The organism is Calidithermus chliarophilus DSM 9957, assembly GCF_000430045.1.
Lineage (GTDB): Bacteria > Deinococcota > Deinococci > Deinococcales > Thermaceae > Calidithermus > Calidithermus chliarophilus.
The window spans coordinates 745,787-766,568 of record NZ_KE387027.1 but is presented as its reverse complement, the minus strand read 5'-3'; the positions used below and the strand labels follow the sequence as shown (position 1 = coordinate 766,568).

Annotated in this window: 15 protein-coding genes; 12 read left to right on the top strand and 3 right to left on the bottom strand. The window is 69.9% G+C overall.

Annotated elements, in window-relative coordinates; translation table 11 throughout:
* The first annotated feature begins 3 nt into the window (after positions 1-3).
* From MEICH_RS0120685 to icd, 4 genes are all read left to right on the top strand, one after another.
* Positions 4-711: a metallophosphoesterase gene (locus MEICH_RS0120685; protein WP_027894189.1), complete on the top strand. Its 708-nt coding sequence runs from the start codon at positions 4-6 to the stop codon at positions 709-711.
* 260 nt (positions 712-971) lie between these two features.
* Complete coding sequence (locus tag MEICH_RS0120680; RefSeq protein WP_027894188.1) at positions 972-1,256, top strand: Lrp/AsnC ligand binding domain-containing protein; 285 nt, start codon at positions 972-974, stop codon at positions 1,254-1,256.
* A complete protein-coding gene (locus MEICH_RS0120675) occupies positions 1,256-1,837 on the top strand; it encodes a CPBP family intramembrane glutamic endopeptidase (protein ID WP_027894187.1) in 582 nt (193 codons plus the stop codon). Before MEICH_RS0120680 ends, MEICH_RS0120675 begins: the two co-directional genes overlap by 1 nt.
* Positions 1,838-2,121: 284 nt before the next feature.
* Positions 2,122-3,396: an NADP-dependent isocitrate dehydrogenase gene (icd, locus tag MEICH_RS0120670; RefSeq protein WP_027894186.1), complete on the top strand. Its 1,275-nt coding sequence runs from the start codon at positions 2,122-2,124 to the stop codon at positions 3,394-3,396.
* A 206-nt stretch (positions 3,397-3,602) separates the two neighbouring features.
* Here icd and mscL read toward each other — a convergent pair whose 3' ends face one another.
* Entirely contained in the window at positions 3,603-4,001 is a 399-nt protein-coding gene (gene mscL / locus MEICH_RS0120665) for a large conductance mechanosensitive channel protein MscL (RefSeq protein ID WP_027894185.1), read from the bottom strand.
* A 401-nt stretch (positions 4,002-4,402) separates the two neighbouring features.
* On the opposite strand from mscL, the gene MEICH_RS0120660 reads away from it, so the two are divergent.
* Positions 4,403-5,548: an ABC transporter ATP-binding protein gene (locus MEICH_RS0120660; protein ID WP_027894184.1), complete on the top strand. Its 1,146-nt coding sequence runs from the start codon at positions 4,403-4,405 to the stop codon at positions 5,546-5,548.
* A 41-nt stretch (positions 5,549-5,589) separates the two neighbouring features.
* Here the strand turns inward: MEICH_RS0120660 and MEICH_RS0120655 are convergent, their stop codons facing one another.
* Positions 5,590-6,501, bottom strand: coding sequence for a carbohydrate kinase family protein (locus MEICH_RS0120655; protein ID WP_027894183.1), 912 nt, complete (start codon positions 6,499-6,501; stop codon positions 5,590-5,592).
* 227 nt (positions 6,502-6,728) lie between these two features.
* Between MEICH_RS0120655 and udk the strand changes: the two genes are divergently transcribed.
* The 7 genes from udk to mnmE all read left to right on the top strand — a co-directional run bounded on the left by udk (position 6,729) and on the right by mnmE (position 16,082).
* Entirely contained in the window at positions 6,729-7,367 is a 639-nt protein-coding gene (udk, locus tag MEICH_RS0120650) for a uridine kinase (protein ID WP_027894182.1), read from the top strand.
* Positions 7,364-9,097: a DUF5693 family protein gene (locus tag MEICH_RS0120645; protein ID WP_027894181.1), complete on the top strand. Its 1,734-nt coding sequence runs from the start codon at positions 7,364-7,366 to the stop codon at positions 9,095-9,097. The genes udk and MEICH_RS0120645 overlap by 4 nt, the downstream gene beginning before the upstream one ends.
* On the top strand, positions 9,082-10,083 hold the full coding sequence (gene csaB / locus MEICH_RS0120640) for a polysaccharide pyruvyl transferase CsaB (protein WP_027894180.1): 1,002 nt from the start codon (positions 9,082-9,084) through the stop codon (positions 10,081-10,083). Before MEICH_RS0120645 ends, csaB begins: the two co-directional genes overlap by 16 nt.
* 129 nt (positions 10,084-10,212) lie before the next feature.
* Complete coding sequence (locus MEICH_RS0120635) at positions 10,213-12,492, top strand: DEAD/DEAH box helicase (RefSeq protein ID WP_027894179.1); 2,280 nt, start codon at positions 10,213-10,215, stop codon at positions 12,490-12,492.
* A 48-nt stretch (positions 12,493-12,540) separates the two neighbouring features.
* Positions 12,541-13,776: a potassium/proton antiporter gene (locus MEICH_RS0120630; RefSeq protein ID WP_036219788.1), complete on the top strand. Its 1,236-nt coding sequence runs from the start codon at positions 12,541-12,543 to the stop codon at positions 13,774-13,776.
* 20 nt (positions 13,777-13,796) lie between these two features.
* Entirely contained in the window at positions 13,797-14,462 is a 666-nt protein-coding gene (locus MEICH_RS0120625; protein ID WP_027894177.1) for a nucleotidyltransferase domain-containing protein, read from the top strand.
* Positions 14,463-14,756: 294 nt separating this feature from the next.
* Positions 14,757-16,082, top strand: coding sequence for a tRNA uridine-5-carboxymethylaminomethyl(34) synthesis GTPase MnmE (gene mnmE, locus MEICH_RS0120620; protein ID WP_027894176.1), 1,326 nt, complete (start codon positions 14,757-14,759; stop codon positions 16,080-16,082).
* Positions 16,083-16,390: 308 nt separating this feature from the next.
* Here mnmE and MEICH_RS0120615 read toward each other — a convergent pair.
* A partial coding sequence (locus MEICH_RS0120615) for a translocation/assembly module TamB domain-containing protein (protein WP_027894175.1) occupies positions 16,391-20,782 on the bottom strand: 4,392 nt, incomplete at its 5' end.

Below are 20,782 nucleotides of genomic sequence, written 5' to 3'. Positions count from 1 at the left end.
TACGTGCGCGTTTTTGCCATCGCCGACCTTCACCTCTCCCGCGCCTTCCCCAAGCCCATGACCATCTTCGGGCCCAACTGGGAGGGCCACCCGGAGGCCGTGTTCGAGGAGTGGCGCAGGGTGGTGGGCGAGGACGACCTGGTGATCGTCGCCGGGGACATCTCCTGGGCCATGAAGCTCCCCGAGGCCCTGCTCGACCTGCACGACCTGGGCGAGCTGCCCGGCATCAAGGTGCTGCTGCGGGGCAACCATGACTACTGGTGGCCCTCCATCACCCGCCTGCGCCAGGCCCTCCCGCCCCGCATGCACGCGCTGCAGCACGACTCGCTGATGTTCGGCGGGGTGGCCATCGCCGGGAGCCGGGGCTGGGACGCGCCGGGCAGCCGCGACTTCACCGCCGAGGACGAGCGCATCTACAAGCGCGAGCTCGAGCGCCTGCGCCTGAGCCTCAAGACCGTGCAGAACCACCCCTACACCCACCTGATCCTCGCCCTGCACTACCCCCCCTACTCCGTCACCGGCGGCCCCACCGGCTTCACCGAGCTCATCGAGGAATTCCGCCCCGACATGGTGGTCTACGGCCACCTCCACGGCGCCGACCCCGCCCGCCTCCCCCAATCCTGGGACGGCATCCCCCTGCACTTCGTCTCCGCCGACATGATGCGCTTCAGGCCGAAACTGATCCTCGAGGCGGAGGGTGAGGAGCGGTAAGCGGTCAGCTATCAGCCCTCAGCCCTCAGCTCGTGGCTCTTGGTGGAAAGAAGCCCCACCCCTTCCCTCCCCGCGGGCGGGGCGGGGGTATCCCCCCAGCCCCCCTTGTTAAGGGGGGTGAAGAGAGGGCGTTTTGCGTCTTGCGTATTGCGTTTGGCTATCAGCTATCGGCGTTCGGCTATCGGCATTCGGCTACCCGCGTTCAGCCTGGGACGCACGACCCAATAGCCCTCACCACCCTCGCGGTATCATCAAAGGGCATGATCACCGCCTTCGTGCTCATCCAGACCAAGCGGGAGGCCACCGCCGAGACCGCCGAGGCCGTGGCCGAGATCCCGGGCGTGGCCGAGGTGTACTCGGTGACGGGGGAGTGGGACTTAGTCGCCAAGCTCTCGTTCCAGGACTTCGAACAGCTCGACGACATCGTGACCCTGGGGCTGCGCAAGCTCGCGGGCATCGAACGCACCCAGACCCTCCTGGCTTTCCGCGCCTACCCCAAGAAGCTGCTCGAGCAGGGCTTCAACATCGGCTCGGAGCTGGGCTAGTGTTCCGGGTGTTGTTCAACATCCAGGCACTGATCCTGCTGATCGGGGCCGTCGGGATGGCGCTGGGCGGGTATCCGCTGGTGCACACCCCCGACCCCCTGCGCGACACCCTGGTCTTTTTGGCGCTCTACTTCGGGCTGATGGGCCTCGAGCTGCTGTTCTCGAGGCTCTTCCCTTCCTCCTTCGGGGTGGTGCAGCAGCTCCACACGCAGATCGGGCGGGCCTTCCGCCACCAGCAGCTCGGCTACACCCACGCCCTGCAACTGGGCATGCTCTCGGGCGTTGCCGAGGAAGTGCTCTTCCGGGGAGCGCTGCAAAGCCTGCTGGTGAGCACCCTGGGCCTGGGCTGGCTCGGCGTGGCCCTCCAGGCCGCCATCTTCGCCGCCTTCCACCCCGTCCCCGACCGCCGCGCCTGGAGCTACCCCGCCTTCATCTTCCTCGCCGGCCTGGCCTTCGGCGCCGCCTACTTCCTCACCGGCAGCCTGATCCCCGGCATCCTGGCCCACTACCTCAACAACGCCAAAGGCTTCTACCAGTTGCTCGACGAAGCGAGACGGCTCGAGCACAGCGAGAACGGATAGAGCAAAGAGCCGTCAGCGGGAGGCTCCGGCTCGTGGCCTGTGGTTCGCCCCTCCCCAACCCTCCCCGCACGCGGGGAGGGGTATCCCCCCCTGCCCCCCTTGCTAAGGGGGGTGAAGAAGGGGCGTCTTGCGTTTGGCGTTTGGCGTATTGCGTTTTGCGTACGACATACGACCCGCCCCCAGCGTCTGGCTATCAGCTATTGGCTATCGACCATCGACAAATCCCCGTCACTTTGCACGGTATACCAGCCGTGGCTTATGCTCTTGACTCAGGAGGAAAAACAATGTCCTACCAACGCATCAAGGTGCCTGCGGGCGATAAGATTACCATCCAGGACGGCGTATTGCAGGTGCCTGACCAACCCATCGTCGGTTTCATCGAAGGTGACGGCACCGGGCCCGATATCTGGCGGGCTTCGCAGCCGGTGCTCGACGCGGCCGTAGCCAAAGCCTACGGCGGGCGCCGGAAGATCGCCTGGGCCGAGATTTACGCGGGCGAGAAGGCCAACGAGGTATACGGGGAGGTGATCTGGCTGCCCGAGGAGACGCTCGAGTTCATCCGCGAGTACCGCGTCGCCATCAAGGGCCCCCTCACCACCCCCGTCGGCGGCGGCATCCGCAGCATCAACGTGGCGCTGCGGCAGGAGCTCGACCTCTACGCCTGCGTGCGGCCGGTGCAGTGGTTCGAGGGCGTGCCCAGCCCCGTGCGCCACCCCGAGCTCGTCAACATGGTGATCTTCCGCGAGAACACCGAAGACATCTACGCGGGAATCGAGTGGGCGGCGGGGACGCCGGAGGTGAAGCAGATCCTCGAGTTCCTCCAGAGCCAGTTCCCCAAGGCCTACGGCAAGGTTCGCTTCCCCCAGACCGCGGGCATCGGCATCAAGCCGGTCTCCGAGGAAGGCACCCAGCGCCTCGTGGAGGCCGCCCTGGATTACGCCGTGCAGAACGACCTTCCCAGCGTGACGCTGGTGCACAAGGGCAACATCATGAAGTTTACCGAGGGCGCCTTCCGCGACTGGGGCTACGCCTTCGCCAAGGCCAAGTACGGCGCGACCGAGCTCGACGGCGGCCCCTGGCTCACCTTCAAGAACCCCAAAACCGGCAACACCATCACCGTCAAGGACATGATCGCCGATAACTTCCTGCAGCAGATCCTGCTGCGCCCGGCCGAGTACTCGGTGATCGCCACCCTCAACCTCAACGGCGACTACATCTCCGACGCGCTCGCGGCCCAGGTCGGCGGCATCGGCATCGCGCCCGGCTCCAACGTCAACTACAAGACCGGCCATGCCGTCTTCGAGGCCACCCACGGCACGGCCCCCAAGTACGCGGGCAAGGACCAGGTGAACCCCTCCTCGGTCATCCTCTCCGGCGAGATGATGCTGCGCTACATGGGCTGGACCGAGGCCGCCGACCTCATCCTCCAGGCCATGACCAAGACCATCGCCCAGGGCCGCGTAACCTACGACTTCCACCGCCTGATGGTGGCTGAAGGGCGCCAGGCCACGTTGCTCAAGTGCAGCGAGTTCGGGCGGGCGTTGATTGAGAACATGTGAGGGGTCGGTAGTCGATAGTCGATAGTCGATAGTCGATAGTCGATAGCCGATAGTCGATAGCCGATAGCCAAACGCAAAACGCAAGACGCCAAACGCCTTGTTCCCCCCTTAACAAGGGGGGCTGGGGGGGATAACCCCTCCCCGCTTGCGGGGAGGACCGGGGAGGGGTTTTCCAAAAGCCACAAGCTGACTGCTGACGGCTTAACTCAAGAATTCCGGCTCTTCAACGCGTCCCGGATCTCCCGCAACAGGATGATGTCTTCCGAGGGGGCGGGCGGGGCGGCGGGGACCTCGTTGCGCTTGAGCAGGTCGGTCAGGCGCTTCATGGGGACGACGATGACGAAGTAGATGACGGCGGCCTTGATGGTGAAGCTGATCAGGGCGTTGATGAAGTTGCCGATGGCGATGCCGCCTTCGCCCTGGGCGTTGGCGCCGACGCGGATCGAGGAGAAGTCGGGCTGGCCGCCGATGAGGCCAATGACGGGGGTGATGATGTCCTTGACCATCGAGTCTACGACCGTGCCGAAGGCCGCGCCGATGATCACCGCCACCGCCAGGTCTACGACGTTGCCACGGAAAATAAAGTCCCTGAAGCCCTTGAGCATAGCTAACCTCCCTGGACGCCTCGAGTGGTCAAACGGTGCAATCCGATGGGCTGTCTGTGATTTTGCCGGGAGTCTGACCGCGGTGAGCATATCCCCCTGGCAGAATTGCGTCAAGCAACGAAAAGTTAAGCCTCGGCCCCGGTACAAGCAATCCCTACGGGGCTACAATCTGGCTCGAGCTCAGCCAAACACGGGCTAGCGGGCCGTTTCGTGCGGCCAATTGGCCTTAGTTATCGGCTTTCCAGGATGGCAGCGGGTGCGAACGCCACCTTGGACACAGGGCGCCAGCATTGATTCTTTTGCACGGTGGCCTATAGACTGGCGCTGTACCCACAACACATCCCCGATGGGCTCCAGGCTCACAGCGCGGGACCAAGGGTACACCTAGAGGAGGCCATTCCATGGCGAAAATCAGGCTGGAGAACATCTACAAGCGCTACAGCGCCAAGGTCACGGCGGTCAAGGACTTCAACCTCGAGACCGAGGACGGGGAGTTCGTGGTGTTCGTCGGGCCCTCGGGCTGCGGCAAGACCACCACGCTGCGCATGATCGCGGGCCTGGAGGACATCAGCGAGGGCCGGCTGTACATCGGGGAGCGGCTGGTCAACGACGTGCCGCCCAAGGACCGCGACATCGCCATGGTCTTCCAGAACTACGCGCTCTACCCCCACATGAACGTCTACGACAACATGGCCTTCGGCCTCAAGCTGCGCCGGGTGCCCAAGGACGAGATCGACCGGCGGGTCAAGGAGGCGGCGCGCATCATCAAGATCGATCACCTGCTGCACCGCAAGCCCCGCGAGCTCTCGGGCGGGCAGCGCCAGCGCGTGGCGATGGGCCGGGCCATCGTGCGTGAGCCCAAGGTCTTCCTCTTCGACGAGCCCCTGTCCAACCTCGACGCCAAGCTGCGCGTGGAGATGCGCGCGGAGATCGCCAAGCTCACCCGCCGCCTGGGCGTGACCACCGTCTACGTGACCCACGACCAGGTGGAGGCCATGACCCTGGGCCACCGCATCGTGGTGATGAAGGACGGCGAGATCCAGCAGACCGACACCCCGCTCAACCTCTACGACTTCCCCGAGAATAAGTTCGTGGCCGGCTTCATCGGCTCGCCCTCCATGAACTTCATCCGGGCACGCGTCGAGAGTCAGGGCACCGACACCTACTTCGTCATCGAGGGGCAGCGCATCAAGGCCAACGCCACCCTGGCGGCCAACCTCAAGGCCTACAACGGCAAGGAGGTCTGGATGGGCATCCGCCCCGAGCACATCGGCCTGCGCGGCTGGACCAGCATCCCCGAGGACAACAACGTCATCAAGGGCAGGGTCGAGGTCGTGGAGCCGCTGGGCGCCGACACCGAGATCCACGCCGAGGTCGGGGGCGCGATGGTCACGGCCAAGGTGGACGGGCACGCCATGGTGCTCCCCAGCGACACCGTGGACCTGCTGATCGACACCACCAAGCTGCACGCCTTCGAGACCGAAGGCAACGAGAAGGCCATCGGCCACGCCACTGTCAAGGATAGCCGCAGCGCCGCCAAGGTCTGAGCGTTTTCACCGTCGGGGGCGGGCCGCATGGCCCGCCCCCTTCACGCGTAGCGCTCGAGCCACCCCTCGAGCCCGGCCTCGGGGAGCCCGGCCCCCCGCACCGTACAGGCCAGGGCCCCCAGGGCGCAGGCCCCCGCCAGGGCGCGCTCGAGGCCCTCCAGGGTAGCTCCGGGCCGGCTCAGGCCGTAGACCAGCCCCGCGGTGAAGGTGTCGCCCGCGCCGATGGTGTCGACGACCTCGACCCTCTCCCCCGCCGCGCGGAACGTCCGGCCCCGGAAACGGGCGACAGCCCCCTCCTCCCCCAGCGTGAGCACCGCGACCTCGGGCCCTAAGCCCGCGACCCGCTCGAGCAGGGCCTCCGGCGCAGGCCGTGCCTCGGGGAAAAGAATCCGGGCGTCCTCGAGGCTGCACTTGAACACCCGCACGTAAGGCAGGTAGGCCCGCAGTTGCGCCCAGTAGCCCGCGTCCGGCGCCGCGCGGATGTTGGGGTCGAAGCTCACCGGGATGCCCCGGGCGCGGGCGTCCTCGAGCAGCCGCATGATCCCTGCGATGTTGCGCGGCCGGAAGGACGACAGCGAGCCGAAGTGGAACCAGGAAGCACCCTCCAGCGCCCCCGCGTCCGGCTCGAAGGGGAAGGGGTCGAAGAGGCGGTAGAAGGTGTACCGGGCGTCGCCGGTGGGGTCGAGCTCGGCCAGGGAGATGCAGGTGGGGGCCGGTAACCGCCGCACGAAGGCGGTATCTACCCCCCGGGCCCGCAGCCGCTCGAGCGCCCACTCCCCCAACGGGTCCTGTCCCACCTCCCCCACGAAGCGCACCGGCACCCCCAGCCGCGCCAGCACCGAAGCCGTGTTGAGCGCCGATCCTCCCAGTACCCCGGTGTAGCTGCGGGTGGGGGCCTCGAGGGGGTTGTGGCCGATGAGGTCGACGAGGATGTCGCCGGTGAGGGTGATCACGGGAATAACATAAGGTCGATGGTCGATAGCCGATAGCCGATGGCTAAATGCTAAACGCTCTTTCTTTACCCCCCTTAACAAGGGGGGCTGGGGGGATAAACCCTCCCCGCCGGCGGGAGGGCCGGCGTGGGGTAACCACACGCCACTAGCCACAAGCTGACGGCTGATGGCTGACCGCTTCCCTCCTTCCCCTGTCCCTCCCGCACTCTCTTGCATATGATTGGGAGGTGAACTCTCGACGCCCCTTCGTCATCGGCATCGCCGGGGGGACCGGCAGTGGGAAGAGCACCGTGGCCGACGCGGTCGTGGCTGCGGCGCTTCCTGCTCGTGTGGCGGTGCTGCCGATGGACAACTACTACAAAGACCAGTCCGACCTGCCTTTTGACGCACGCACGCACGTCAACTACGACCACCCCGACGCCTTCGACCTCGAGCTCTACCTCGCCCACATCGCCCAGATCCGGCGGGGGCGGGCCATCGAGATGCCCATGTACTCCTTCGAGGAGTACACCCGCCTGCCCGAGACCGTCCGGGTCGAGCCCGCGCCGGTGGTGGTGCTCGAGGGCATCCTGGTGCTGTTCAACGAGCGCTTGCGCGAGCTGATGGACCTGCGCATCTTCGTAGACGCCGACGCCGACGTGCGTTTCATCCGGCGGCTACAGCGCGACATCCTCGAGCGCGGCCGCACCGTCGAGAGCGTGGTCGAGCAGTACATGGAGCAGGTACGGCCCATGCACCTCTCCTTCGTCGAGCCCTCTAAGCGCTACGCCGACGTGATCATCCCCCACGGGGGCAAGAACAGCCCGGCCCTGGACATGCTCACCGCCCGCATCCACAGCCTCCTGGCCGCCGGAGGCGTGGCATGAGCCTGCCCAACCTGCTGCGCGCCGTCATCGTGCTGGCGGCGCTCCTCTCGCTGCCCGCGCTGCTGCCCCGCCTGCAGGCCGAGCGTCCCGGGCCGGTGGTGCTGGTGGTGGACGGCCCCGACGTCAACGAGGAGGCCCGAGCGGCCAACGTCCCCTTCGAGGAGCAACTGGCGAAGTACAAGGCGCTGGGGGTGGCGGGGGTGGCGATCTACGAGCGGGGCCTGAGCGGCTGGGCCGAGCAGGGCGTCGCCCGCTACTACAGCGGCGCCGACCTCAACCTGCGCTACCCCCAGGCGGGGTTCCGCGAGGGCTGGTACTACTTCAGCGGCCCCGACTGGCTCATCGCCCAGATCCGGCGCAACTGGACCGTTTCGCTGCAGACCCTCGAGCTCGCCGGCACCACCTGGTACGGCGCCCCGGTCAACGTGGGCGGCTTCCCCACCGGCTACGACCCGGCGCTGCTCGAGCGCCTGAAGGCGGAGGGCTACTACATCGTCTACCGGCCCTACAACCACCCCTACCGCACCTACGCCCCCGAGGCCATCCCGCCCCAGGCCGACGCCCTGGTCTTCGCCGGGGTGGACGTGCCGGGCAACCCCAAGAATCTGGGCGAGGCCAAGGCTATGGTGGCGGGCAAGCCCGTCGGCTGGATCGAGGGCACCCCGCAGGAGGGCTTCTCGCGCCTGACCGCCGCCTCGCCGGTGCTGAGGCTCTTCTCCATCCGGCCCGAGTGGCAGGCCAAGCTCAAGCCGGGCGAGGTGGCCGACAAGTTCGTGCTGGCCGCGCGGGAGCGGGGGCACCAGATCCTTTACATCCGGCCCTTCCAGGACTTCGAGGACACCCGGGAGTTCATCGAGCGGCTCCAGGACGGGCTCGAGAACGCCCGCATCGGCTTCGGGAACCCGGCCCCCCGCGACTTCGACCTCTCCCCGCTGCGCTACGCCGCGCTGGTGGGGGTGCTGGCCGGGCTGGGGCTGCTGGCCTTCGGCTACCCGCGCCCCTTCGGCCCCGTCATCGCGCTGGGGCTGCTGCTCTTCGCGCTGGCCTACGTGCGCTCGGACTTCGGGGCGCTGCTGGCGGCTTTGGTCTTCCCCGCGCTGGGCTTCCTCGAGCGGCGCCGCGGCATGGCGGTGTGGGCGGCGGCGGCGGTCTACTCGCTGGTCGGGGTGGTGTTCCTGGTGGCCCTGGGCAGCGACCCGCAGAGCGTGCTGGGCCTGACCCCCTTCAAGGGCGTCTCGCTCACGCTGCTGGTGCCGCCCTTGCTGGTGGGGCTCTCCTACCTGCCGCAGGACTGGAAGGGGGCGCTCACCCACCTGTGGGGCTACCCGATCAAGCTGGGCGAGGTGGCGGTGGCCTTCGTGGGGCTGGCGGTGCTGGCCCTGGCCGTGCTGCGCCGGGGCAACGACGCGGCGGGTGCTTTGGTCCCCGACTGGGAGCTGCAACTGCGGGCCATCCTGCAGGACGCGATGGTGCGGCCGCGCTTCAAGGAGATCTTCGCCCACGCCGTAGCCCCGGTGGCGCTGCTGCTGCCCTGGCCCGCCTGGCTGCGCAACGGCCTGCTCCTGCTGGTGGTGGTGGGGATGGGCTCGATCCTCAACACCTTCTCGCACTTTCACACGCCTCTCACCATATCGTTATTCCGGGTACTGAACGGCATGGTCATCGGGCTTATCCTGGGGTTTGCCCTGGTCTGGGTAGTCCGGAGGGTCTGGCAATGGTGGTCGCGCTAAGCGGGTATTACGGCTTTCACAACGCAGGGGACGAGGCCCTCCTGGAGGCCATCGTGCAGGAGGTCAAGGCCCGGGGGCACACGCCGTTGGTGCTCTCCAAGAACCCCGCCGAAACCCAGCAACGCTACGGGGTGCGGGCGGTGAAGCGCACCCACCCCCTCGAGGTCTGGCGCGCGCTCGGCGAGGCCGACCTGCTGCTTTCGGGCGGGGGCACCCTCTTGCAGGACAAGACCTCCTCGGCCAGCCTGTGGTACTACCTCAGCATCATCCGCATGGCCCGCATGCGCGGCAAGCCGGTGCACGTGTTCAACCAGTCGCTGGGGCCGCTCTCGCCCCGGGGGGAGAAAGCGGTGCAACGGGCGCTGAAGGGGGTGCAGGTCTTCATGCGCGACCGCGACTCGCTCGAGTACGCCCGCCGCCTGGGCCTGCAGGCCGAGCTGGGCGCCGACTGCGCGATGCTGCTCAACGCCCCGCCGGTCGAGCGCGAGCCCAAGATGGTGGTGCTGGTGCCCCGCGCCGGCTTCGACGACGCCAACCGCACCCTGGCCCAGACCGCCGAGCGCCTGCGCGAGCTGGGCTACGAGGTGGTGATCCTGGCCATGCAGCCGGGGCACGACGAGGGGGCGCTCGAGTTCTTCCCCGGCTTCACCGCCGAGCTGGCCTGGGACCCCCGGCGGGTGTTCTACCTGCTGGCCCAGGCGGGCTACGTGATCTCGATCCGGCTGCACGGCGTGATCCTGGCCGCCGCCGCCGGGACCCCCTTCGCGGGCCTCTCCTACGACCCCAAGGTGGCCGGGTTCTGCCGCGACGCCCGGGCCCCCTTCCAGGAGATCCCCGGCGAACCCGAGGCCTTCGTGCGGCTGGTGGAGCAGAACGTCCAGCCCGACTGGGGCGCGGTGCAGGAGATGAAGGCGCGGGCCAGCGCCAGCTTCGACCGGGTGCTGTCGGGGCCGCGCGACCGCAAGGTGGCTTCCTCGCGGAATTAGGCCTCGTGCGGGAGCCGCCGAGGGTCCAGGGTCGAGGGTCGATAGCTAAAAGCCGAGGGCTCGTGGCCGGTGGCTTGTAGCCGGTGGGGAAAGCTCCTGACCACGAGCCGCAAGCCACGAGCCTCAACCATGCTCCCCAGAGAACTCGCCGACTACGACAGCTACGCCCAGTGGCTCCGCGACATCGAGGGCTACGCGGGGCAGTTGGGCTTCGTGCGGCTGCTGCCGGCGAGCCCGCCCGCCAGGGCCGGCTACCGCGGCGAGTTCGCGGGCGTGCTGGACACGTTGGGGATCGAACCCTTTGCGCACCAGGCGGAGGCGCTGGAGGCCCTGGAGGGCCGGTCGCTGGTGCTGGCGACCTCGACGGCCTCGGGCAAGAGCCTGGTCTTCCAGGTGCCCGTGCTGGGGGCGCTGCTCGAGGGCGGCACCGCGCTGCTGATGTACCCCACCAAGGCCCTGGCCCACGACCAGCTCGGGCGCCTGCGGGCCATGGGCGACGCACTTGGGCTAGAGGAGCGCATCTTCCCCTACGACGGCGACACCCGCGACAAGGAACGCCGCCTGGCGAAAGCCCAGGGCCTGGCGATCCTCACCAACCCCGACATGCTGCACTTCGGCCTGCTGCCGCGCCACGCCGAGTGGGCCGAGTTCCTCAGCCGCCTGCGCTACGTGGTGATCGACGAGCTACACGCCTACCGCGGCGTCTTCGGCACCCACACCGCGCTGATCCTGCGGCGGCTTTTGCGCCTGGCGCGGCACTACGGGGCCCGCCCGCAAGTCATCGCCGCCAGCGCCACCATCGCCAACCCCGACGAGCACGCCGAAAACCTCACCGGGGAGGCCTTCCGCGCGGTGCGGGCCAACGTGGCGCGGGCCGAGCGGGAGTTCGCGGTCTGGACGCCCAAGGCCCTCGACAAACAGGGCAAGACCCGGCGCAGCGCCAACATCGAGGCCGCGCTCCTGGCCCGCCACACCGCCGAGAGCGGCATCCGGGCGCTGGTCTTCGCCAACAGCCGCCGCACCGCCGAGCTGGTCGCCCGCTACGCGGCGCACGAGGCGGTCAAGCCTTACCGCGCCGGCTACACCGCCAAGGAGCGCCGGGCGCTGGAGGCCGACCTCAAGGCCGGGAGGATCCGGGTGCTGGTGAGCACCAGCGCGCTCGAGCTCGGCCTGGACATCGGGGAGCTCGACGCGGTGTTCCTGCTGGGCTACCCCGGAAGCTTGAGCGCCTTCTGGCAGCGGGCCGGGCGGGCCGGGCGCGGCAACCGCCGCGCGCTGGTGGCCTGGATCCCGCGCGAGGACCCCATGGACGAGTACTTCCGCGAGCGCCCCGAGCTGCTGCTGGGCAGCCCGCCCGAGTCGGCGGTGGCCGACCCCGCCAACCCGGTGCTCTACCCCCTGCACCTGCACTGCGCGGCGCGCGAGCTGCCGCTCGAGCCCACCGAGCCGCTCTACCTGCCCTGGCTGGCGAACGGCCTGGTCGAGAAGCACGGCCGCCTCTACACCCCCAAGCGCAGCCCCCACCACGACCTGATCCTGCGCGGGCTGGGCAGCACCTTCACCCTCAAGGACGCCCGGGGCCGCACCCTGGGCACCCTCGACGAGCGCCAGGCCTACTGGGAGGCCCACCCCGGCGCGGTCTACCTCCACGCGGGCGAGAGCTACCTGGTGCGAAACCTCGACATCGAGCAGCGCGAGATCGTGCTGCTGCCGGGCCTCGAGGACTACTACACCCAGCCCCGCGCCGAGACCGACGTCGAGGTGCTCGGCGGCGAGGAGCTGCTGCCGGGCGTGTGGGTGGGGCCGGTGATCCTGCGCGAGCGGGTGACGGGCTACGTCAAGAAGCGCTTCGTGACCGAGACCGTGCTCGAGGAGGTCATGCTGACGATGCCCGAGCTCAGCTTCCAGACCGAGGCGGTGTGGTTTCACCCCCTGGCCGAGACCGCCGTCCACCCCTCCCCCCTCCCCGGCGTGCCCGACCGCATCACCGGGCGCTGGCCCGACGAGGCGGGGATGTCGGAGGCGCTGGTGCCCTCGGCCATCCACGCCCTCGAGCACACCATGATCGGGCTGCTGCCGCTGTTCGTGCTGGCCGAGCGGGCCGACGTGGGCGGGGTGAGCTACCCCTTCTATCCCCGCCCCCTGGCCTCGGGCGCGGGGCCCACCGTCTTCATCTACGACGGCTACCCCGGCGGGGTGGGCTACGCGCGAGCCGCGGCGCGGCAGTTCCCGGCCTGGATCAAGGCCACACGGGACCTGCTGGAGCGCTGCCCCTGCGAGGGCGGCTGCCCGCGCTGCGTGCTCTCGCCCAAGTGCGGCAACGGCAACCAGTACCTCGACAAGGCCGCCGCCCTCTGGCTGGCCGAGGCCCTGACCACGCGCTACAACCGCCCCCAAAAACCCAACTGAGCCTCACATCCCGGTTCGTGCCACGCCGCGCGACCCATAATGACTTCGATGGTGGCCGCAGTTTCCCTCGACTACATCCTCCTTGTCAGCGCTTTGCTGCTGCTGGCGAGCGTGCTGGTGAGCCGGATCTCCGACCGGCTGGGGGTTCCCGCGCTGGTGGTGTTCATGGGGCTGGGCATGCTGGCGGGCTCCGACGGGCCGGGCGGCATCTACTTCGACGACGCGCGCGTCGCCCAGGGGCTGGGGGTGGTGGCGCTGGTGATCATCCTGTACTCCGGCGGGCTCGACACCGACTGGAGGAAGGTGCGCCCGGTGCTGTGGCAGGCGGTCTCGCTGGCGACGCTAGGGGTCGCGCTGACCGCGACGCTGGTTGGGCTCTTCGCCATCCTGGTGCTCGAGCTGCCGCCCCTGATCGGCTTTCTGTTGGGGGCTATCGTCTCGTCCACCGACGCCGCCGCGGTGTTCAGCGTGCTGCGGGCCGGGGGCGTGCGACTGCGGGAACGGTTGCGGAGCCTGCTCGAGCTCGAGTCGGGTAGCAACGACCCCATGGCCGTGCTGCTGACGGTGGGATTGATCGAGCTGATCCTGCAGCGGGCCGGGGGCCTCGAGCTCGCCGGGCTGTTCGTGAAGCAACTGGGGCTGGGGGTGCTGCTGGGCTTCGCACTGGGGCACCTGATGGCCTGGGTGCTGCGCCGGCTGGCCCCGCAGAACAACGGCCTGTACTTCACGCTCAGCCTGGCGCTGGCGCTGCTGTGCTACAGCGTGGTGGCGGTGCTGGGTGGCAGCGGCTTCCTGGCGGTCTACTTGGCAGGGCTGGTGGTGGGGCAGCAGGAGCTGCGCAGCAAGGCCGACCTGCGCCTGTTCCACGAGGGGCTGGCCTGGCTGATGCAGATCGTGATGTTTCTGGCGCTGGGCCTGCTGGTCTTCCCCTCGCAGCTTCCGCCGGTGCTGCTCGAGGGCACCCTGAGCGCGCTGTTTCTGATCCTGGTGGCCCGTCCCCTCAGCGTGCTGCTGAGCCTGTGGTGGTTCCGGCTGCCCTGGAACGAGCTCTTGCTGGTGGGCTGGGTGGGCCTGCGCGGCGCCGTGCCCATCGTGCTCGCCACCTTCCCGCTGCTGGCGGGGGTGGCCGGGGCGAACCAGTTGTTTAACCTAGTGTTCTTCATCGTGCTGTCGTCGGTGGCGCTACAGGGCCCCACCCTCAACGCGGTGGCCCGGCGGCTGGGGCTCGAGGAGCCCCCAACCCCCCAGCCCGACGAACTCACGCGGCGCCAGCCCGCGCCCTGAGGGCGTACAATTCCCTCGAGATGCACCCTCTGGTCGCCCAGATCGCCTACGACCTCAGCGCCGACCCCCACGTGCGCGGCATCCTGCTCACCGGCTCGCACGCCCGGGGTGACGCCACGCAGGAGTCGGACCTCGACTTCTGGGTGCTGCTGGGGGGCGTGCTCGAGCGCCCCTTCCGCTCGGAAACGCTGGACGGGAAGTGGGTGGAGTACCACCACCGCAACCTCGTGCAAGCCCGCGAGCGCATGCGCAAAAACCCCGCGGAGCTCTACAGCCACCTCGACGGCAAGGCGCTCTACGACCCCGACGGCAAGCTGGAGGAGCTACGGGCCGAGGCCCAGGCCCTCTTCGCCGCCTACCGCCTGCCCGCCGAGGAGCGCCGCGCCCTGCGCTACTGGCTCGAGGGCAGCCGCCGCAAGCTCGAGGCCGCCCTGCGCAACCGCGACGACCTCAGGGCCGCCTACCTCGCCAGCACCAACGCCTGGAAGATCCTCGAGGGCCTGTGGGCCGCCTGCCACAAGCCCATGCCCCCCGGCGGCGCCGTCTGGGCCCACCTTCACGACCTCCAACTCGACGAAGCCCTCAAGGTCGTGCTGCGCGACCTCTTCACCGCCGGAGCGCTCGAGCGCGGCCAAGCCGCGTTGGCGCTCATCGAGTGGGTGCTGGATAGGCTGGAGACGACCTGAGGGACGGGAAGCGGGAAGCCATAAGCTGCCAGCTATCAGCCGTCAGCAATAGGCTCGTGGCTTGTGGCTAGTAGCTTATGGTTGCCCCACCCCGTCCCTCCCCGCGCGCGGGGAGGGTTTATCCCCCCCAGCCCCCCTTGCTAAGGGGGGTGACAAGGCGTTTTGCGTCTTGCGTATTGCGTTTGGCGTATTGCGTAGGACGTACGACCGGCGTTAGGCGTTCGGCGTTTGGCTATCGGCTATCGGCTATTGACCATCGACCATCGACCTCCTCCAGCCCCTAAACTGTCACTCATGGCCCTGCCATCGCTCAATGAACCTATCGCCGCCATCGCCACCCCGCCCGGCAAGGGGGCCGTCGGCATCGTGCGGCTTTCGGGGGTGGGGGCGCTCGAGGTCGCCGCGAAGGTCTGGCGCGGGCGCGACCTGCGGCACCTGGAGGGGGGCCGCTTCACGCTGGGCCTGATCCTGCACCCCGACACCCGCGAAGCCCTCGATGAGGCCCTAGCGCTGGTGTTCCGCGCCCCCAACTCCTACACCGGGCAGGACGCGGTGGAGTTCCAGACCCACGGCTCCCCGGCGGTGCTGCGGCAGGTGCTGCAGGCTCTGCTGGACGCCGGGGCGCGCCCCGCCCAGCCGGGCGAGTTCACGCTGCGGGCCTACCTCAACGGGCGTATGGACCTGGCGCAGGCCGAGTCGGTGCTGGCGCTCGTCGAGGCGGAGTCGGACGCGGCGCGGCGCCAGGCGCTGCGCGGGCTGTCCAAGGAGCTCTCCGAGCGCATCGAGGGCATGTCGCGCGAGCTGCTCGACCTGCTGGCGCACATCCAGGCCCTGCTCGACTACCCCGAGGAGGGCGTGGAGCCGCACCAGGCCCAGGGGGTGCTCGAGCGCGTGCTGGGTGAGGTCGAGCACCTGCTGGCCACGGCTCCGGCCGGGCGCATCGCGCAAAAGGGGGCGCGGCTGGCCCTGGTAGGCGCCCCCAACGCCGGGAAGTCCAGCCTGCTCAACGCCCTGCTGGGCTACGAGCGGGCCATCGTGACCCCCATCCCCGGCACCACCCGCGACTACCTCGAGGCCCCGCTCGAGATCGCCGGGGTGCCCATCGTGGCCGTGGACACCGCCGGGCTGCGCCAGACCGACGACGTGGTGGAGCGTAGCGGCGTCGAGCGGGCCCTGAGCATCGCCCAGGAGGCCGACCTGGTGCTCTACCTGGCCGACCGGAGCCAGCCCCGCGCCGACACGCCCGGCCTGCTGGCCCCGCTGCCCCAGGAGCGCGTCCTCCGCCTCGCCACCAAGGCCGACCTGCCCGCCGCCTGGCACGACCCCGCCTTCCTGCCGGTCTCGAGCGCCACCGGCGAAGGGATGCCCGTGCTGCTGGAGGCCATCCACCAGCGGCTGTTGGGCGAGGCCCCCGAGGGCGAGGTCTGGATCAGCAACGAGCGCCACGCCCAGGCCCTGCGCGAGGCCAAAGGGCACCTCCTCGACGCGCTGGCCTCCCCCGAGGACCTGATGGGGCTCTCGATCCAGGCCGCGCTCGAGGCCCTCAACCGCATCCTGGGCAAGGACGTGCCGGAGGAGGTCATCGACCGGGTGTTCCGTAATTTCTGCGTGGGGAAATGATCGCCCGTGGGGTTGTCGATGGTCGATAGCCGATAGCCGAACGCCGAACGCTAAACGCCGATAGCCGGGCGCGGGTCGTACGTCCTGCGTCGTACGCCAAACGCCAAACGCCAAACGCAAGACGCAAGACGCCTTGTCACCCCCCTTAGCAAGGGGGGCCGGGGGGGATAAACCCTCCCCGCGCGCGGGGAGGGACGGGGTGGGGTAACCACGAGCCACGGGCCACGAGCTGACTGCTGACGGCTGACGGCTGGTAGCTGACAGCTAAGCCCTAGCCATCGGCCAGCAGTGACCGCTGCAAGTGGTCATCAGAAGCGGATCTGCAAGCCGATGCCGAAGCGGTTGTCGGTCTGGCCGTCGCGCTGTTCGGAGCGGAGGGAGAGGTCGATGCCGAAGTTGGGGGTGAAGAGGTAGCCCAGGCCGAAGTTGAGGTTGGGGTAGGCCGCGCCCAGGTTGTCCAGGCCGAAGCGGATGCGCAGCCCGTCGAGCTGGTACTCGGCCAGGAAGTTGACGCGGAACTGGAAGTCGACCTGGGTCTGGAGGTAGAGCTCGGGGGTGATGTACTTGCCGAAGGTGAAGCTCGTCTCCTCCACCCGCTCGCCCTCGGCCAGGCCGCGCACCGTCACCACCACGCGGTCGAGGCCCAAGGCCTGCGCGAGCTGGCCCTCGATCTGGCCGAGCAGGAAGTTGGTGAGCGCCACGCCCGCCGAGGTCGCTAGGTTCTGCACGTCGGCCTGGGCGTCGATGCGGCCGAAGATCAGCACGCCCGCGATCTCGGCCAGGGTCAGCGGGCGGCCTTCGGTGGGGTGGACGGCGGTGAAGGTGGGCTCGAGCTTGGCCTTGATGCGCCCGTTCTCCCGCACGAACTGGCTCTTGAGGAAGGCCGTGACCTCGACCAGCCCGCGCTCGGTGGGCACGCGGGTCTGGGCCACCAAGGTCACGTCGGGGAGGATGCCCTTGTCGGGGCTGAAGACCGCCTCGCTGGGCACATCCTGGTAGCTGGTGAGGATGGCGAAGTTGCGGTCCCACAGCCGGATGTTGCCCTGCAACGGCACCACGCGGCCGGTGAGGTAGGGGTTGTCGAGCGGCCCGTTGAGGTAGACGTCCCCGGCCAGCTCGCCGTTGAGCAGGGGCTCCTGGATGAGGATGCCGCGGCTGGCGACTACCCGCAGGTTGACGAACTCCACGGGCGCGCGCGCGGCGGGGGTGCCGCTGCCCGGGGCCTGAACGGCGCTGGCGGGGATGGAGACCTCGGTCTCGCCCGGCGGCAGGCCCAGCTCGGCCCGCAGCACCTCCACGGTGCCGTTGAGCTTGTAGACGCCCTGCTCCTGCTGGATGTTGACCCCGGCCAGGACCAGCCCGTTCTTGAGGAAGTAGCGCGGGTAGGACACCGGCAGCTCGCCCACCAGCGCCCCGGCCAGGCGGGGGAAGAGCGAGAGGTAGAGCCTCGCGCTCTGGTTGGGCAACTCGGCGTTGATGGTGTAGCCGGGGTAGCCGAAGGTGAGGGTGAAGGGCTGGTTGGGCGGCAGCAGCGGGATGTTGGCCTGCCCCTTGGCGTTGATGGTGAAGCTGGAGAGGCTGCCCGAGCCGGAGAGCTCGGCCTCGGCGGGGTAGGGCGCGGTGAGCTTGAGGCGCCCTTCGGCCTGGGCGGTCTCCCCGATGCGCAGCCGGGCCCGCGGGGTCTCGGCGGCCACCGGCCCGAGCTTGAACTTGAAGTTCTCCAGGTCGAGGCTGAGCTGCTGCTCGCGGGCGGTGAGGCGCACGGTGCCGCTGCCCTCGGGGACGTAGGGGCGCAGTTGGGGGATCACCTGGAGCACCGGCGTGAAGGTGGTGTTCTCCAGGCGCAGCTCGAGGTCGCTGCCCCGGCGCCCCCAGTAGCCCTGGCCGCTCCAGCTCCCCGCCCCCTGCAGGCGAAGCTGCTCGACGTACAGCCGCTCGTCGGCGAAGCGGAAGACGGCTTGGCCCTGCAGGGATTCCTTGCTGCTGCTGAAGTGCAGGGCCTGGCCCACCAGCGTGCCCTCGCTCTTCCAGAAGTCGCCGAGGTTGTAGCGCAGGTTGGCCTCGCCGGTCCAGGTCGCCTCGCCGTCGAGGGTCCCGGCCCAGGCCGAGACCAGCCAGTGCAGCGGGAAGGCCGAGGCCTTGAAGCGGATGTCGAGCACGTCGCCCACCCGGCGCACGCTGCCCTGGCTGTTGCCGAGCTCGAGGTCGCCCGTCAGCGCCCCGCCCTGGTAGCGGGCGGTGAGCTTGAAGGGCAGGCCGCCCGGGGCCTCGCGGCGGGTCTTGGCCTCGAGGCTCTCGATGTCGAGGGGGTCCTCGCGCTCGCGCACCTCGAGGCTCTGGCTCTGCAGCACCACCTCCACCTGGTCGGGCCGGTAGCTGGCCCGCCCGGTGATACGCCCGTACAGGAAGGGTGCCTGGCTGCTCACCACGGGCAGGTCCTGCACCAGCACCTCCCGCAGCGTGGCCTGGGCCACCGGCCCCTCGGGGGTCTGGCGGGCCTCGAGGTCGATGTCGCCCAGGGCCCCGGTAAGGCTGCCCTTGGCCTGGAGGGTCTGCTGGGCCTGCACCGCCAGCCGCACCCGCGCCGCCACGGGGGCGAGCGGGAGGTCGAGGTTGAGGGCGCCGTTCCAGCCCCCCTGGGCGCTGTAGGCCAGGCTGCCGCGGACCCACTGCCCCTCGGCCTGGAGCCGGCCCTCGGCCCCCTGCCCCTGGGCCTGGAGCACCTCCTCGGCCCCGGCGGCGCGGTAGTCCAGGCGCCAGGCGCCACTCAGGCTCACGCCGCCCTCGAGCCGCCCCTGCTTCCAGGGCAGCCACTCGGTGGCGGCGTGGGTGCCGCTGAGGTTCAGGCGGTCGCCCGCGCCCTGCAGGCGCAGCTCGAGGCCGTAGAGCGCGGCCTGGAGCTCGCCCCCCACACGGCCGCCGCGGTACTCGAGCTGCCCCTCCCCCAGCCCCGGCGCGGTGAGCTGCACGGCGAAGTCCTGCAGGCCCAGCGACGCCCGCAGCCGCCCGTCGCCCAGCGGGTAGGTGGCGACCACCGCCGGGCCCTGCCCCTCGAAGGCCACGCCCCACTGCTCCAGCCGCCCGGCGGCCTGCCGGGTGTTCAGATCGACCTCGAGGCCCGGCCCCCGGCCCGCGCTCAGCCGCAGGCTGGGGTATTCCAGGCTGGCGGTGAGGCCCAGCGCCCGGGCCTGCACCACGGGGAGGGGCTTGTCGCCGGTGAGGGTCACGGTGCCCTCGCGCAGCTTCAGCTCGCCGCTCCAGCCGGGGCCGTAGGCCACCTGCCCGGCCACGTCGCCCTGCAGGGCGGCCTCGAGCCGGCCTGCGGCGTAGGAACCGCTGGCCTTCCCGCTGCGGCCCAGGGCCTTCCAGCCGAGGTCGAAGCCCAGCTTGCCCCAGGGCCCGCTCACCTGCCCGTCGAGCACTAGGCCGCCGTAGTCGAAGCTCTGAAGCCGCCCCTCCAGGCCGCGGGCGGTGACGCGGGCGCTCAGGCCCTCGCCCTGCACCCGCACCTCCTGCTCCTGGCCGCGCAGCTCGAGGGTCTTGCCGTAGCCCTTCCAGCGGCCCTGCAGCCACTGGCCGGGGTAGGCCCCGCCGGCCTCGAGCACGCCCAGGCCGCGCGGTAGCTCGCCGCTGTAGCTCCAGCGGGCGCTGAGGTTCTTGAGGTCGAGGAGGCCGCGCAGGGGGGCCAGGGCCTCGAGGCCCTGCACCTGCACCTGCGTGCCCTGGCCCGCCAGCCGCACCGCGCCCCACTCCGGCAGGCTCAGCCGGGCCTCGCCCTGCACGCTGCGCTCGGCGGGGCGGGTCTGGAGGTTGGCCTCCAGGCCGAAGGGGCCCTCGAGGTCGGCCTCGACCCGCAAGGCGGGGTTGGCCGAGTACTCGCCCAGGAGGTCGAGCTCCAGGCGCCCCGACCAGCCCTCGCGCCCGGCCAGGCGCACCGCCCCGCGGTCGAGGTCGGCGTTGCCCACCAGACGCCCGCCCGGGACCGGCAGGTTGACCGCGAGCAGGCCGCTGGGGCGGCCCCCCTCCAGCCGCGCGACCCCCGTGAGGTAGGGGCCCTTGAGCTCGGCGTGCAGCCCCTCGCCGTAGTACAGCGCGAACTGCTGCTCGCGGTAGCGGCCCTCGAGCGTAGCCTCGGGGCCGGCCACCTTGACCTGCCCGCTCGCCTCCAGGCCCTCCCCGCTCAGCCGGACCGGCAAAACCAGGCTCTCCAGTGGGCCCTCCCCCTGGCTCTGCACCCGCACCGGGAGGCCGGTGAAGGGCCCCAGGTCGGTGTCGAACCGCAGCCCCACCCGCCCAGCCCGGTAGCTGAGGTCGGCGCCCGCGCCCCGGGCCTCGAGCCACGGCTGCCCCTGGTAGCCGAAGCGCAGCCCGATCACCGCGCCCTCCCCCTGGGCCCGGCCCGTGCCCTCGAGCACCGGCTTGCCGAGGGTGCCGCTCAGGGAGCCGCTGGCCTCGACCCGGGTGCGGAGCATGGTGTAGCGGTAGCTGAGCCGCCCGCTGAGCTGCCCCTGTACGGGGACCACGCCCTGGGCCTCGAGCTCGCCCAGGCCGCGCGGCAGGGGGCCGTCGTAGCGCCAGGCGGCGCTGAGCTTCTGCAGGTCGAGGCTGGCTTGCAGCGGCTCGAGCCCCTCCTGGCCCCGGACCGCCACGGCCTGGCCCTGGCCCTCGAGCGCCAGCGCGCCCCAGCCCTCGAGCCCGAC

Coding starts and splice junctions, on each gene's coding strand:
- MEICH_RS0120680 (WP_027894188.1), top strand. CDS start 972: ATGATCACCGCCTTCGTGCTCATCCAGACCAAGCGGGAGGCCACCGCC.
- icd (WP_027894186.1), top strand. CDS start 2,122: ATGTCCTACCAACGCATCAAGGTGCCTGCGGGCGATAAGATTACCATC.
- mscL (WP_027894185.1), bottom strand. CDS start 4,001: ATGCTCAAGGGCTTCAGGGACTTTATTTTCCGTGGCAACGTCGTAGAC.
- MEICH_RS0120660 (WP_027894184.1), top strand. CDS start 4,403: ATGGCGAAAATCAGGCTGGAGAACATCTACAAGCGCTACAGCGCCAAG.
- MEICH_RS0120645 (WP_027894181.1), top strand. CDS start 7,364: ATGAGCCTGCCCAACCTGCTGCGCGCCGTCATCGTGCTGGCGGCGCTC.
- csaB (WP_027894180.1), top strand. CDS start 9,082: ATGGTGGTCGCGCTAAGCGGGTATTACGGCTTTCACAACGCAGGGGAC.
- MEICH_RS0120635 (WP_027894179.1), top strand. CDS start 10,213: ATGCTCCCCAGAGAACTCGCCGACTACGACAGCTACGCCCAGTGGCTC.
- MEICH_RS0120630 (WP_036219788.1), top strand. CDS start 12,541: ATGGTGGCCGCAGTTTCCCTCGACTACATCCTCCTTGTCAGCGCTTTG.
- MEICH_RS0120625 (WP_027894177.1), top strand. CDS start 13,797: ATGCACCCTCTGGTCGCCCAGATCGCCTACGACCTCAGCGCCGACCCC.
- mnmE (WP_027894176.1), top strand. CDS start 14,757: ATGGCCCTGCCATCGCTCAATGAACCTATCGCCGCCATCGCCACCCCG.